13 protein-coding genes are annotated in these 13478 nt (G+C 67.6%); 12 read left to right on the forward strand and 1 reads right to left on the reverse strand.

Annotation, left to right across the window (positions count from 1 at the left end):
- Positions 1 to 20 precede the first annotated feature (20 nt).
- The 6 genes from BEK98_RS28475 to BEK98_RS28500 all read left to right on the forward strand — a co-directional run bounded on the left by BEK98_RS28475 (position 21) and on the right by BEK98_RS28500 (position 6585).
- A complete protein-coding gene (locus BEK98_RS28475; protein ID WP_094219651.1) occupies positions 21 to 905 on the forward strand; it encodes an aminoglycoside phosphotransferase family protein in 885 nt (294 codons plus the stop codon).
- A complete protein-coding gene (locus BEK98_RS28480; protein WP_208643259.1) occupies positions 902 to 1714 on the forward strand; it encodes a class I SAM-dependent methyltransferase in 813 nt (270 codons plus the stop codon). The genes BEK98_RS28475 and BEK98_RS28480 overlap by 4 nt, the downstream gene beginning before the upstream one ends.
- 26 nt (positions 1715 to 1740) lie before the next feature.
- On the forward strand, positions 1741 to 2757 hold the full coding sequence (locus BEK98_RS28485) for a phosphotransferase enzyme family protein (RefSeq protein WP_244202034.1): 1017 nt from the start codon (positions 1741 to 1743) through the stop codon (positions 2755 to 2757).
- Between the two features lie 175 nt (positions 2758 to 2932).
- Positions 2933 to 4894, forward strand: a complete 1962-nt coding sequence (locus BEK98_RS28490) for an ABC transporter ATP-binding protein (RefSeq protein WP_244202035.1) — start codon at positions 2933 to 2935, stop codon at positions 4892 to 4894.
- 24 nt (positions 4895 to 4918) lie between these two features.
- The gene (locus BEK98_RS48660; RefSeq protein WP_143684169.1) at positions 4919 to 5800 is read left to right on the forward strand and encodes a phosphotransferase; all 882 of its coding nucleotides are present in this window, start codon (positions 4919 to 4921) and stop codon (positions 5798 to 5800) included.
- A gap of 128 nt (positions 5801 to 5928) precedes the next feature.
- On the forward strand, positions 5929 to 6585 hold the full coding sequence (locus tag BEK98_RS28500) for a 2'-5' RNA ligase family protein (RefSeq protein ID WP_094219548.1): 657 nt from the start codon (positions 5929 to 5931) through the stop codon (positions 6583 to 6585).
- Positions 6586 to 6720: 135 nt separating this feature from the next.
- On the opposite strand, the gene BEK98_RS28505 is transcribed toward BEK98_RS28500, so the two are convergent.
- Positions 6721 to 7734 carry an NAD(P)H-dependent glycerol-3-phosphate dehydrogenase gene (locus tag BEK98_RS28505; protein WP_094219549.1) on the reverse strand — a complete coding sequence of 338 codons (1014 nt, stop codon included), beginning with the start codon at positions 7732 to 7734 and terminating at the stop codon, positions 6721 to 6723.
- Positions 7735 to 8737: 1003 nt separating this feature from the next.
- Here BEK98_RS28505 and BEK98_RS28510 point away from each other — a divergent pair.
- From BEK98_RS28510 to BEK98_RS28535, 6 genes are all read left to right on the forward strand, one after another.
- On the forward strand, positions 8738 to 9028 hold the full coding sequence (locus BEK98_RS28510; RefSeq protein ID WP_244202049.1) for a helix-turn-helix transcriptional regulator: 291 nt from the start codon (positions 8738 to 8740) through the stop codon (positions 9026 to 9028).
- Between the two features lie 53 nt (positions 9029 to 9081).
- Entirely contained in the window at positions 9082 to 10473 is a 1392-nt protein-coding gene (locus tag BEK98_RS28515; protein ID WP_244202050.1) for a tyrosine-type recombinase/integrase, read from the forward strand.
- Positions 10427 to 11191: a HipA family kinase gene (locus BEK98_RS28520; RefSeq protein ID WP_094219551.1), complete on the forward strand. Its 765-nt coding sequence runs from the start codon at positions 10427 to 10429 to the stop codon at positions 11189 to 11191. The genes BEK98_RS28515 and BEK98_RS28520 overlap by 47 nt, the downstream gene beginning before the upstream one ends.
- Positions 11188 to 11637, forward strand: coding sequence for a DUF3037 domain-containing protein (locus BEK98_RS28525; RefSeq protein WP_094219552.1), 450 nt, complete (start codon positions 11188 to 11190; stop codon positions 11635 to 11637). Before BEK98_RS28520 ends, BEK98_RS28525 begins: the two co-directional genes overlap by 4 nt.
- A gap of 147 nt (positions 11638 to 11784) precedes the next feature.
- Entirely contained in the window at positions 11785 to 12546 is a 762-nt protein-coding gene (fabG, locus tag BEK98_RS28530; RefSeq protein ID WP_094219553.1) for a 3-oxoacyl-ACP reductase FabG, read from the forward strand.
- A 29-nt stretch (positions 12547 to 12575) separates the two neighbouring features.
- Complete coding sequence (locus BEK98_RS28535) at positions 12576 to 13340, forward strand: SDR family oxidoreductase (protein WP_094219554.1); 765 nt, start codon at positions 12576 to 12578, stop codon at positions 13338 to 13340.
- The last annotated feature ends 138 nt before the right edge of the window (positions 13341 to 13478 follow it).

Here is a 13478-nt window from a genome sequence, read left to right on the forward strand (position 1 = left end):
GGCGCACCGACGTGACCGACATGCCCAGCGCACTCCACCAACTGTTGAGATCGGTAACCCACATGTACACCGTGGTAGCCGAGCACTCCCGACCCGGCCACATCAGGCCCTCTGTCTGGGAGATCAACGGACCGCAGGGTGAGCGGTGGTTCGCCAAGCAGCACGCGGGAACCAAGCTGCACCGGCGTGAGGTACATGCCTACCAGAAGTGGACCGTTGCGCTGGGCTCCGACCGTGCGCCCGAGTTGGTCGCCGCGGACTCCGAGACTCGCACCGTGCTGATCACGGCTGTGCCCGGGCGGAGCCTCGACACACTCCGCCTGCCCATGGGGCAGGAACGCCATGCCTACGAACAGGCCGGCGAGCTCCTCGCCCGACATCACGCAGCCGCAGTCGCCGAACCCACTCCCGAAACAGCCGAGGAGGAGTGGGAGGCGACGGTAGCCAGGCTGCTCGAACGCACAGCGGGCTTCGTGCCGCCGCACAATCTCGCCCTGGCGCGCAGACTCATCAGGCATGCTCCTCCGCGCTTGCCGCGGGTCTCGGCCCACGGCGACTACATGCCGAAGAACTGGATGTGGGAGGAGTCCGAACAACTGCTTCGAATCATCGACTTCGAAAGGGCCGAACTACAGCCTGCACCTCATCGAGACCTGAGCCGCCTTCGTTACCGGGTCCTGCATCACAAACCCAACCTCGACGCCGCCTTCCACCACGGATATGGGCGCCAGCTCACCGAAGAAGAGCAGGCTGCATGCCGGGCGTACGCGGCAACGGACGCGCTCGACTCACTGGCCTGGGGTATCCAGCACCGTGACCTCGGTCTGGTCGATGAGGCCCACACCATGCTCGAGAACCTGCGTCTGGAAGACGGGCGACGCGTGTGGAGCGGGTGGAGCTCGTGAATGCCTTCGCCGGAACCTCGTCCTACTACCGGCGCCTCCGCCCCGGCATTCCAGTCGAGCTTGCCGCCCTTCTCGACGCGGCGGCACCTGTCGGTTCTCCGCGGCGTCTTCTGGACGTCGGCACCGGGCCAGGACTGGTCGCCCACGCGCTCCTGCGGTACTTCGACGACCTGTTCGCCGTCGATTCTGATACGGCGATGCTGGCTGAGGCCGAAACCATGCTTCAATCTGCGGTCTCTGCCAGCCACCGGCTACAGATCCGGCACACACGAGCGGAAGACTTCGTGCCACCGGAGGGTTGGCGACCGCATCTCGTGACTTGCTGCCGCGTATTCCACTGGCTAGACCAGCGCCGCTTCCTGGACCGGCTCAGCGAGTACGTCGCGCCGGACGGTGTCGTCGCAGTGTTCAGCGACCGCAGCCTGTGGACCGCTGACAACGAATGGCAACAGGCGGCACGGGCAGTCGTCCGAGAATTTCTCGGTGAGCATCGGCGCGCGGGAGCCGGCGTCTTCGGTCCGCCGGGTCCGCCGTTCGCGGACGTGCTGCGCGCCTCCGCGTTCTGCGACGTCACCACCACGGTCATTCCGGTGCACCGCGAGTGGATTATCGCCAAGGTCACCGGCTACCTGTACTCGACCTCGTTCGCCGCCCCCCAACTGTTTGGTGACCGCCGCCGAGCCTTCGAGACAGCTCTTGAAGACGCTCTTGCTCCCTTCACGACGGGTGGGGTGCTCACGGAGGACAACGCGTTCACCGTGCACACGGCGCGCCGCCCCTCGCCCTCCAAGGACCAGCAATGGACATGAATGATGCAGCCCGAGGGGCGGCTCTGATGTCGGACGTGCTCGAGGACCGGTATGGCCTCGCTGCTGCAGTGATTGAGCCGGTACACATGGGCACGGACACGATCAACCGGTGGGTGCTGACCGAGGACGGGCTGCGGCTGTTCGTCAAGGAGTATCGGTCAACGGCTGATGTGGATGCGGCCCGGACAGCGTCGGACATGTCGGAGTACTGCCGTGCTGCGCAGCTTCCCGTCCCGCGTGTGTGGCCGGACAGGGACGGCGACCTGGTCACGCTCGCGGAGGGCAGCGCTTGGGCGGTGACCGACGAAGCACCGGGAGGCGTCATCGCCTCGGCAATGACGGTTGCCCTCGCTGAGCACATCGGCACGGTGGTGGGACGCATGCACCGGGTGCTGGGTGCTTACCCGATGCCGAAGCAGGTGCAGCACTCTCGCTGGCGGACCGCCGCCGTGGAAGACGCGGTCGCGAAGTGCGAGAGGGTCTTGGCCACCGCTCTCCGGCAGCGTCATGACGAGGTTGGACAACTACGGCTCGACCTTGACCAGCGCCGTGAGGACCTGCAGGAGCACGTACACCGGCTGAGACGGGCCCTGCCGGAAGGGCTGGTGGAACAGGCTTTGCATGCCGACCTCACCCGCACCAACGTGATCGTCCTCGGCGACGCCGTCACTGGGATCATCGATTTCCGCGGCAGACGCGCGCTGCCGGCCTGGGAGCTGGGCAGAGCAGCGTTCGACCCACGCACTGTCGCCACCAGTCCGGAGTGGATCGCCTGCGCGTTGGCGATGGTGGGTGCCTATCACGCGGAGAATCCCAGCCTTCCCCTGCCGGAAGTGCGGGCCTGCGCCCGGATCGCGCTTCTGTACATGCTGTTCAGCTTCTATGGCGCCACGACCGCCGAGTACGGCTTGCCCGAGGAGGCCGAGACCGATCTGAAGCGGCACTGGCGGGAAAGACAGACCACCATCCGCCTCCTGCTGGACCATCTCGACGATCTCGACGGCGCCTTCGCCGACATCGCACCGTGCGGAGGCCACCAGTGATGTCTGTGCCCACGTCGACCGCGGCGCCCTGTTCGCCGATGACTCCACTCGCACTTCAATTACAGGGGGACGCTTTGGAACACACAGCGATCAGCTCGTGCTGGTTGCCTTTGGCCGTCGGGTGCCGTGCCGTGTGCCGGGTCCAGAGCATTCCGACGCTGCATGGGCGGTGCCTGTGACACCGTCCAAGGAGCACGCGTCCCCAGCCGCGGAGACGGAGCAGTCGGATGAACAGCTGAAGTTCGTCGCCCAGGGGGACCGCCGCATCGAGGTCGGCAACGCGATCACTACGCGTTCCATGGCGCGGCGCCTGCCCCAGTTGATGCGCCGGGCTCTGGCACTTGGCTGGCAGGTCGACCGCCGCTCGGTGATCGCCTTGCTCGCGTGTGAGGCCGCGTCCGGAGTGCTGGAGGCGCTCGGGTTGCTTGCCACCACTGGGGTCATCAAGCCGGTGATCGCCTCCGGGGACTTCAGTGCGAATCAACTCCTCGACGCCGCTCCCTCGCTGACCGTTGTGGTCGGGGCCATCGGACTGCGTGCCCTGCTTGGCATCGCGAGCGCGGCGCTCTCGGCACGGCTAGCACCCAGGATCTCCCGCGAGGCCGAACTCAAACTGCTGGACGCCGCAACCCATGCGGAGCTGGCCGCGTATGACAACCCTGGGTACAACGACCGCTGGGACGCGGCCGACCGAGGGGTGGACGTATCTCGTGAGCTGCTCACACAATGCCAGTACATCCTCGCAGCGGTCGCCTCGCTGATCGCATCGTCCTGCGCCCTGACGGCTGTGCATCCGATCTTGCTTCCCCTGCTCATCCTTGCCGCACTCCCGAAGGGCCTGGCCAGCGTGCGGGCGGCACGCGTCACGTACATCGCCTCGCTGACCACCGCGAAGGACCGCCGCCTGCTGGGGATGCTGCGCTGGTACCTGGTCGACAAGCAGACCGCGGCCCAGATCCGGTCCGGGACGATGGCCCACTTCCTGATCAGCAAGTACCGCGCCACTGGAGACCAGATCGACAAGACCACCGACCAAGCCACGTTGCGGAGCGCCAAGATCTCTCTGCTCGGCGGCGCTGCAGGGGGCTTCGCCAGTGCCGTGGTCTGGGCGGCGCTGGGTGCGCTCGTAGTTGCTGGTCATATCTCCGTTGCCGCCTTGGGCACGGCGTTCCTCGCCTTGAGCCGAGTCAGCACCAGCCTCGACGGGATCATCGGCTACGGAGCCCAGCTCTTCCGCACTGGCATGTACCTGGACGACTGGGCCGACTTCATCGACGAAGCCGGCGGTCACCGCATCAACCGCGGCCCCGAGGTCCCCACCGGGCCCGAGATCGTATCCGCGGACAGCATCACGTTCCGATACCCGAACGCAGACCGTCCTGCCCTCGACGGCGTGTCCGTCGCAGTCCGGCGCGGCGAGATCTTGGCTCTGGTGGGCGAGAACGGATCAGGCAAGACGACGCTGAGCAAGCTCCTGTCGACGTTGTACCTTCCCGATGACGGAACGATCACCTGGGACGGCACCGACACGCGGAACATCGACGCGTCTGCCGCCTGGTCGCGGATCGCCGTGGTTCCGCAGGACTTCGCATGCTGGCCACTCTCGGCACGGGAGAACATCACCCTGGGCCAGCCCACCCCCGAAGGGGATGAAGCCGTCCTCGCCGCCGCTCGGGCAGCTGGCGCCGACGAAGTCGTTGAAGAGCTTCGCAGCGGCCTGAACACGCTCCTCGCCAAGGAATGGTGGGGCGGGCAGGAACTGTCCGGCGGGCAGTGGCAGCGCATGGCGATCGCGCGGGCCTTCCACAGGCCAGCCGGACTACTGGTCTTGGACGAGCCGACGGCCGCGCTCGATCCGAGGGCCGAGCATCGCATCTTCGCGGGTTTGCGCCGTCACGCCGCCGATCGTGCTGTCGTTCTCGTCACCCACCGGCTCACCAACGTTGCGATCGCCGACCGCATCGTGGTCCTCAACAAGGGCAGGGTCATCCAGCATGGCAGCTTCGCTGAGCTGCTGGCTGACCGTAGCGGCTTGTTCCGGGAGCTGTGGGATCTGCAGAACGAGCGGACGGGCCAGGTTCCCGCGCCTGGGTCGTCCAATCACGGTGTGGCGCCCAACCAGCATGCCCTGTTTTAACCCCTCAGTGGAGTGAGAGGAGACATGACACAGACCGCCATACCAGCCGAGGCTGCGGACTGGGCCAGAGGGCACGTGGGGAGGCATGCCGCCTGGGCGCTCCCCGCCGATCTCGGCGGCACCCAGGCGTGGCGCATGTCCTCGCCCCAAGGACTCATCGACCTCCGCATCACGTGCACCGATGAGGACTTCCGTCGAGAGATCTATGCACACCGCAACGCCATCGGCCGTCTCGGCCGCAGCCACGGCCCACGACTGCTCGCCAGCGAGCCAAGACTCAGGAGCTTGCTGACGGTGCAGCCAAGGGCATGGCGCGTGGACAACGCAAACCTTCAACTACTGCCCCGAGTTCACGAGGACGTGGGTCAACTACTGCGAGTGCTGCACGACAGTGCTGGTCGCACTGGTGAAGCGCGCATGCAGGCGACGCGGGCCACAGTGCGCTCCGTACACCGAAGCCGAACCATGATCGCCAACCTCGGCGGAATGATGACTCCGTCGCAGGGCGATGCCGTTCAGCGATCTGTGTCTCTCGTGCTGGAACACGTACGGGAACTGCCTGTTGCGTTCTGCCATGGCACGTTCGGCCCCTCGAACTGGGAATGGCAGAGCCAGTCCCAGAGCCTGTCCTTCACGGGGTTCGGCCGGTCTCAGATCATGGCTGCCGTGATTGACCTCGCGCGGCCGGCACTGTTGTGGGTCAAGCACCCAATCCTGCGGGACTGGTTCTTAAAGGGTTATGGCCGCGACCTCTCGGAACTCGAGCTATTCGTTCTCGGGCACGCATCCGTGCTCGCTTCTGGCGAGGACTTGTTCCACGCGACGCAGTCGCGAAACGCCGAGTCGATCTCGAAGGCAGCCGCCGCCCTACGCCGGGCTGTTGACCGCATCGAGACGGTGCCATAGCGAGCGTCCGGACGAGCTGCCCAGGCAGGGTCCCGGTTCGCCCCACTCACCGTCGGAGCACCGTAACCGTCACGTACGCAAGGCACCTCCGACGCGGTGGTGCCACCCCAAGGAGGAGGGATGTCGTAATGGAGCGGTTCACACCGTGCTTCCAGGGCAGGCCATGGGCGGACGGGATGGAGGTCATTCATGCGTACCTGCTGCCGCAGGCCGGCGTCGACGAAGAACTGCTTGCCCTCGCGCATGCCTGCCGTCCCGCGCTGCTGGACTACCCCATCGACCCGGCGTACCCCGCGCAGGCGGCTGATCCCGGAGAGTTGCACGTGACGATCGAGATGGTCGCTGACGCCCCTACTGCCGAGATCAGCCGGAATGAGCAGCAGGCCCTGATCGAAGCCCTCCACGGGGAGTTGGCCGACGTGGAGCGGTTCGAGACCGAGGTCGGTCCGCCGATCGGCAACCGTGCGGGCGCGCTCCTGGACGTGTGGCCCGACGCCCAAGCCGTTGCGCTCCAGGGGCGGGTACGCGCGGCCATCCGTACAGCCCGCGGGGCCGCCGCGCTGCAACATGACGGCGGCCGGCTCCACATGTCTCTCGGATACAGCTACGACTCGGCCAACTCTGATTCCCTCAACAGTCGGCTGCGCGCCATCACTCCGCGCCGGGCACCGCTGCAGGTTGACATCGTGCACCTGCTGAATGTCCGCTTCGCGATTAACAGGGATACCGGCGGCTGGCGCCTGACCTGGGAGCCGCTCGCTGCCATCCCGCTAGGAGGCAACTGATCCCGGTCGGCCTGCGACCTAGAGGAAGGAGGGCTGTCCGCCCTGCTCGGCGAGCAGCGAGATTCGGAAGCCTCTGGCTAATTCGGCCGGTCGCGCTCGTCATTGGTGGGCAGCTCCGTGAACCGGGGCGCCGGGTCAGCGCTCGGGCTTGGGGGGCCGCTGCATCAGCGCGGCCGCGGCCTGGGCGAGGGTGACCTTCTCGTGCAGCAGGGCGGAGATGACTTCCGTGATCGGCATCTCGACGTCGTGGGCGTGGGCCAGGGCGAGGATCGCCTCCGCGCTCTTAACGCCTTCGGTGGTCTGCCGGGTGGCGGCCGTCGCCTCCTCGACGCTCAGGCCCCGGCCGAGGTGGGTGCCGAAGGTGCGGTTGCGGGAGAGCGGGGAGGAGCAGGTGGCCACCAGGTCGCCCAGGCCGGACAGGCCGGCGAGGGTGGCCGGGTGGGCGCCCATGGCGGTGGCCAGCCTGGTGGTCTCCGCCAGGCCGCGGGTGATGAGCATGGCCGTCGCGTTGTTGCCCAGGCCCATGCCGGTGGCGATGCCGACCGCGAGGGCGATGACGTTCTTCACCGCGCCGCCCAGCTCGCAGCCGGTCACGTCGGTGCTGGTGTAGGGACGGAAGTAGCCGGTGTGGCACGCCTTTTGGAAGCGGTGGGCGGCGTCCTCGTCCAGGCAGGCGACGGTGGCGGCGGCGGGGTGACCCTCCATGATCTCGCGCGCCAGGTTCGGGCCGGACAGCACTGCGACCCGGTCCGCGCTCACGCCGGTCACATCGGTGATGATCTGGCTCGCCCGCTGCCCGCTGCTCTGCTCGATGCCCTTCATCAGAGACACGATCACGGTGCCGTCTCCGATGTGCGGTGCCCACGCGGCGAGGTTGGTCCGCAGGGTCTGTGCGGGGATGGAGAGCACCAGGAAGTCCGCGCCGTCCAGTGCGGCTGCCGGGTCGGTCGTCGCGGTCAGGGCGGCGGGCAGCTCGATGTCCGGGAAGTAGCTGGGGTTGCGGTGCTGTGTGTTGATCGCGTCGGCGATCTCATCTCGGCGGGCGTGCGCGATGACGTCGGTGCCCGAGTCGGCCAGGATCTTGGCGATGGCGGTTCCCCAGGACCCGGCCGAGAACACCGCCGCACGGGCAACACGGTGCTGGCTCACTGTGGGGTCCTCCGTTCGGGCGTGGGCCCGTCGCAGGGACAACAACCGGGCCCGGACATCGTATCGGCCGCGCCGGGCCCTGCCGGGAGGTTGCGGGGCGCCGCAGGGTCAGCAGGAGCGCGCGGCGGCCCGGCAGCGCGGGCAGCACCTGATGCGCCTCGCACAGCATGTTCTGTGCATCCGGAGCGACAAATGAAGGGTGTTTGGTGCCGACGCCTACCCAAGGAAGAGCGTCTCGCGATCGACGTACATTTCCCGGTGCGGGAGCGGCGGCACCACGTCACCGGCAGCTCCATTGCGGTGGCTCGTGAGTTGAGTTCGCCCACGGCAGACCAGAAAGATCGCCGAAGGACTGGAACCCGTTCGGAGGCCATGTCAACGTACAACACGCCCGGAAGTACACGGCCGGACAACAGTCCTATGAGGCAGCTATTGAGGAGGCCGAAGCTTCGAAGCAAACGCTCGCACCCGCACAGTCGGCGGCGGGTTCCTGGTGGCTGCACAGGGATTGCTGGGTCTCGGCCCGAGGTTCGACCGGCGGGGCAACGCGCCACGAGCACGGCGTAAGTGCGCAACATAGACCGGGATCGCCGGTTAGGCAAACCGGCCATTGTGAGGACCATTGAGGGTGTTCGCATCCGGCTGTGCTTGGCGGTGGAGCCGTGCGGACAAAGGGGATTGGCGGTTTCGAGCCGACGCAGGTCCGCGTGGCAGACCTCCGCTCTGAGACATACAGCGTCTCTTCGCTGAGCAGCGCGCAGGGTTCAGCAACTCCAGACCGCCGATCCGTTGGCTATGTCGAGTCATCTTCCCCGTAGCCCCCTTTCATGCGCCGATCCGTGGTCCCCCTGCACATCTTGAGCTCTCGTTCAAGGTGGTCGGTAGCCCGCCTGCTGGCCCACAAGGGTCCTTTGTGGGCGACCGGTGGGTGAGGACCGGATCTCAGCGCACCCGATGCCCCCTCCTCACATGTCACAGAGAACCTTTCATGCCTGCACAACCGATGTCCGCTCGCTCCATCGTTCCCGCGCCAACTCCGCGCACGGCCTTTCTCAACGTGAAGGGCGCCGCTGAGTACCTTGGCCTTTCACCACACACGCTTTACGTCTGGCGGCACCGGCGGCAGGGACCGCCGAGCTTCCGCATGGGGCCACGCGGTCGCGTCATGTACCGGCTGGAAGCTGTGGATGCCTGGATCCGCGAACAAGAACAGGCCGACTCCCGCTCCAACACGGTCCTTAGCCCGCTGAGCGCCACTCCGCAATATCGGTCCAGTCGCACGCCCAGCATTTGACGCGCCATGTGTCGTAGAGCGTCGTTGCCACCCCCGTCATCAAGGAGGCCCATCTGGCTGGCTACATAGAAGATCGCTGGGTCAAGAAGAAAAAGGACCCCGTGACCGGAAAAAGGGAGAGAACCGCTCGCTACGGCAAGGGTAAGCGGTACAAGGTCGCCGGCATACCTGGCGTCCGGGATCGCTCCTTCGACACCCTGGAGGACGCCAAGGCGTGGCTTCGTCGGGCAGCGACGGATGAGGAGCGGGGCGAGTTCGTAGACCCGCGTGACGGATCCATCACTTTGGCCGACTACATCACGATGCACTGGGCGCCGGGCAAGGGAGGTGTTCCGAAGACTCAGGACAACCAGGAGCGGAGAGTGCGCCTTCATATCGTTCCGCACCTGGGCGAGAGCCCGCTAAGAAACATCACGGCGGCGGATCTGCGTGCGTACATAGCGAAGTTGGAGGCCACTGTCTCCTCGGTCGACTACCGGCGCGGCATCCTGTCCGAGCTGTCCTCCATTCTGGAGGCGGCTGTCGATGACAAGCGGCTTGCCAGGAACCCCATGCACGCGAAGTCCGTGCGGTGGCCCAAGGCGTCACAAGAACGACGCGAGGCTTGGCCGTTGGAGAGGGCGCTGCGAGTACGAGACGTGATCAGCCCGCGAAACCGGATAGCCGTCGTAGTCGGCCTGGGGTGCGGACTCCGTCAGGGCGAGGTGTTCGGGCTGAGCCCGGAGGACATCGACTACGCGCGAGGCGTCCTCCACGTACGCCGCCAAATCCAGGCGATCAGGGGAAGGCTGTACTTCGCCCTGCCGAAGGGAGCCAAGACCCGTACCGTCGACATGCCCTCCTCGGTGGCTGAGGAGTTGAAGCGCCATGTCGAAGCGTTCCCACCAGTGGAGGTGGAGCTTCCGTGGGGGAAGCCGGGGGGGCAGGGGAGGAAGTTCTCCCTGCTGCTCACCACACGACTCGGCAACGCCGTCGCGGTGAACACGTGGAACACCTACACCTGGAAGCCCGCGTTGGCCGAGGCCGGAATCATCCCGCCGCGCGCCGAGGGAGCGAAACCCTGGCAGTGGGCGGCGGCCCCGAAGGACGGCTTCCACGTGCTGCGGCACACCTATGCCTCGATCATGCTGGAGGCGGGAGAGTCCGTCGTGACCTTGGCGCGGTGGCTCGGGCACTCCTCGCCCGCGATCACCCTCGGTTACTATGCTCACTTCATGCCGGAGGCCGGAAGCAAGGGGCGAACGGCCATTGACGGACTGCTGGGGAGACAGGGAAATCTGCATGCCGGTCAAAACTCCCCAGATTCTCCCCAGGGCCGCTTACGGGCGTTTCCCGCTACTGCGCTCCTCCGAAGTTGGTCGTGGATTGCAAGGCTGAAGAGACGGATGGCCTGGGAAAATGTTGAAAGAGGTCACGGCGACCCGCTACATCACGCCCTTGCGTGAGGGCGGCTCGCTGCCGGGGCTCGTCGAGGCCGACGACTTCGGGACGTACGTCATGAAGTTCACCGGCGCGGGACAGGGCCGCAAGACACTGGTCGCCGAGGTCGTCTGCGGCGAACTCGCCCGCCGGCTCGGGTTCCGGATGCCCCGCCTGGTCACCGTCGAGCTGGACTCCGTCCTGGGGCTCGGCGAGCCCGAGCAGCAGGTGCAGGAGCTGCTGCGGTCCAGCGGAGGCACCAACCTCGGCATGGACTTCCTCTCCGGCGCCCTCGGTTACGACCCGCTCGCCTTCCCGGTGAGCCCGGAGGAGGCCGGGCGGATCGTCTGGTTCGACGCGCTGATCAACAACGTGGACCGCTCCTGGCGCAACCCCAACCTCCTCGTGCACCGCGGCGAGCTGTGGCTCATCGACCACGGCGCCACGATGATCTGGCACCACAACTGGCCCTCCGCCGAGGCCTCCGCGGCCCGCCCCTACGACGCCTCCGACCACGCCCTCGCCCGGTTCGCCCCGGCCGTGACCGCCGCAGCGGCCGAGCTGGCCCCCAAGGTCACCGAGGACCTCCTCGCCGAGGTCACCGCCGAGATCCCCGACGCCTGGCTGGCCGGCGAGCCAGGCTTCGACACCCCCGACGACCTGCGGCGGGCCTACACGCGGCCCCTGCTCGCCCGGGCGGCCGTCGTCGCCGAGCGCATCACCGGTATCGAGGAGGGCAAGTGAGCGAGACCCACATTCACATGGCCGGCCATGTGGCCGAGCGCCACATCACCCGGGCGGGCCAGGGCGGCGACCGGGACGTGTTCGAGTACGCCCTGCTGCGGGTCGTACCCCGCGTGGAGCGCGGCGAGTGCATCAACGCGGGCGTGGTCGTCTACTGCCGGGCCCAGGCCTACGTCGGCGCGCGCACCCATCTCGACGAGGCCCGGCTGCTCGCCCTCGACCCGGCGGCCGACGTGGCCGGGGTGCGGGCCGCGCTCGGTGCCGTCGAGCGCCACTGCGCGGGCGGCGAGGAGGCCGGACAGGCGGCCGGCGACGACGCGGGGCGCCGCTACCGCTGGCTGGTCGCGCCCCGCTCCACCATCGTTCAGCCCGGCCCCGTGCACACCGGACTGACCGCCGATCCGGCGGCCGAAACCGAGCGCCTGCTGGACCTCCTGGTGAGGTAATGGATCACACCACCCGGTGTCCCGTTGACACCGGGTGCCAGGGCTTCTAGCGTCACGGGTGCTGAAGGTACTAAGCGGTCGCTCACCGCACCAGGCAGGTTCTCTCAAGAGCCAGACAGGTTCTCTCAAGGGCGAGGAGAAGCACCAATGTCCACCACTGAACAGCGGGTCGCGATCGTCACCGGCGCGGCGCGCGGTATCGGCGCCGCCACCGCCGTACGACTGGCCGCCGAGGGTCGCGCGGTCGCCGTGATCGACCTGGACGAGGCCGCCTGCAAGGACACGGTCGAGAAGATCACCGCGGCCGGCGGCAAGGCCATCGCGGTCGGCGCGGACGTCTCCGACGAGGCGCAGGTCGAGGCGGCCGTCGCCCGGGTCGCGGCGGAGCTGGGCGCCCCGACGATCCTGGTCAACAACGCGGGCGTGCTCCGCGACAACCTGCTGTTCAAGATGAGCGTCTCGGACTGGGACACCGTCCTGAACGTCCACCTGCGCGGCTCGTTCCTGATGACCAAGGCCGTCCAGAAGCACATGGTCGACGCGGGCTTCGGCCGGGTCGTCAACCTCTCCTCGTCCTCGGCGCTGGGTAACCGCGGCCAGGCGAACTACTCGGCCGCCAAGGCCGGCCTGCAGGGCTTCACCAAGACCCTCGCCATCGAGCTGGGCAAGTTCGGCATCACCGCCAACGCCGTCGCCCCCGGCTTCATCGCCACCGAGATGACCAAGGCCACCGCCGACCGCGTCGGCATGGGCTTCGACGACTTCAAGAAGGCCGCCGCCACCCAGATCCCGGTGCAGCGCGTCGGCGAGCCCGAGGACATCGCCAACGCCATCGCCTTCTTCACAGGCGAGGCGGCCGGCTTCGTCTCCGGCCAGGTGCTGTACGTCGCCGGCGGACCGCTGAACTAGGGCATTCAGGGATATTGGGGAACACGGACATGACTGAACTCCCGGAGCTTTCCGGCAAGGTCGCGCTCGTCACCGGCGCGAGCCGCGGCATCGGCTACGGCGTCGCCGAGGCGCTGATCGCCCGCGGTGACCGCGTGTGCATCACCGGCCGCAACGAGGACGCCCTGAAGGAGGCCGTCGAGCAGCTCGGCGCCGAGCGGGTCATCGCCGTCGCCGGCAAGGCCCACGACCTCGCCCACCAGGCCGAGGCCGTCGAGCGCACCATGGAGGCCTTCGGCCGCGTCGACTTCCTGGTCAACAACGCGGGCACCAACCCGGTCTTCGGCCCGATCGCCGACCTCGACCTGGACGTCGCCCGCAAGGTGTTCGAGACCAACGTGATCTCGGCGCTCGGCTTCGCCCAGAAGACCTGGCACGCCTGGCAGAAGGACAACGGCGGCGCGATCGTCAACATCGCCTCGATCGCGGGCCTCGCACCCTCGCCGTTCATCGGCGCCTACGGCGTCAGCAAGGCCGCGATGATCAACCTGACCCAGCAGCTCGCGCACGAGTTCGCGCCCAGGGTGCGGGTCAACGCGATCGCCCCGGCCGTCGTGAAGACCAAGTTCGCCCAGGCCCTGTACGAGGGCCGGGAGGCGGAGGCGGCCGCCGCCTACCCGCTCGGCCGGCTCGGCGTGCCCTCCGACATCGGCGGGGCGGCCGCGTTCCTCACCTCCGCGCAGTCCGACTGGGTCACCGGCCAGACGCTCGTCGTGGACGGCGGCATCTTCCTCAACGCCGGCGTGGGCGCCTGACCGGCTCTGCCGACCCGTCTCGTTCGGGCGCCGTTTCCCAGCGGAACGGCGCCCGAAACGCTTCACACGGTCCGCACAGCGCGATGACAACGTCGTCATAACACAATCGATCAAGAACGCCCGCCCCGGGGGTGGTTC

This window comes from Streptomyces diastatochromogenes (genome assembly GCF_002242805.1).
Classification (GTDB): Bacteria; Actinomycetota; Actinomycetes; order Streptomycetales; family Streptomycetaceae; genus Streptomyces; species Streptomyces diastatochromogenes.

Excerpts from the sequence above, each read along its gene's own strand:
- BEK98_RS28510 (WP_244202049.1), top strand. The coding sequence starts at position 8,738 with ATGTCCGCTCGCTCCATCGTTCCCGCGCCAACTCCGCGCACGGCCTTT.
- BEK98_RS28485 (WP_244202034.1), top strand. The coding sequence starts at position 1,741 with ATGTCGGACGTGCTCGAGGACCGGTATGGCCTCGCTGCTGCAGTGATT.
- BEK98_RS48660 (WP_143684169.1), top strand. The coding sequence starts at position 4,919 with ATGACACAGACCGCCATACCAGCCGAGGCTGCGGACTGGGCCAGAGGG.
- fabG (WP_094219553.1), top strand. The coding sequence starts at position 11,785 with ATGTCCACCACTGAACAGCGGGTCGCGATCGTCACCGGCGCGGCGCGC.
- BEK98_RS28520 (WP_094219551.1), top strand. The coding sequence starts at position 10,427 with ATGTTGAAAGAGGTCACGGCGACCCGCTACATCACGCCCTTGCGTGAG.
- BEK98_RS28475 (WP_094219651.1), top strand. The coding sequence starts at position 21 with ATGCCCAGCGCACTCCACCAACTGTTGAGATCGGTAACCCACATGTAC.
- BEK98_RS28500 (WP_094219548.1), top strand. The coding sequence starts at position 5,929 with ATGGAGCGGTTCACACCGTGCTTCCAGGGCAGGCCATGGGCGGACGGG.
- BEK98_RS28535 (WP_094219554.1), top strand. The coding sequence starts at position 12,576 with ATGACTGAACTCCCGGAGCTTTCCGGCAAGGTCGCGCTCGTCACCGGC.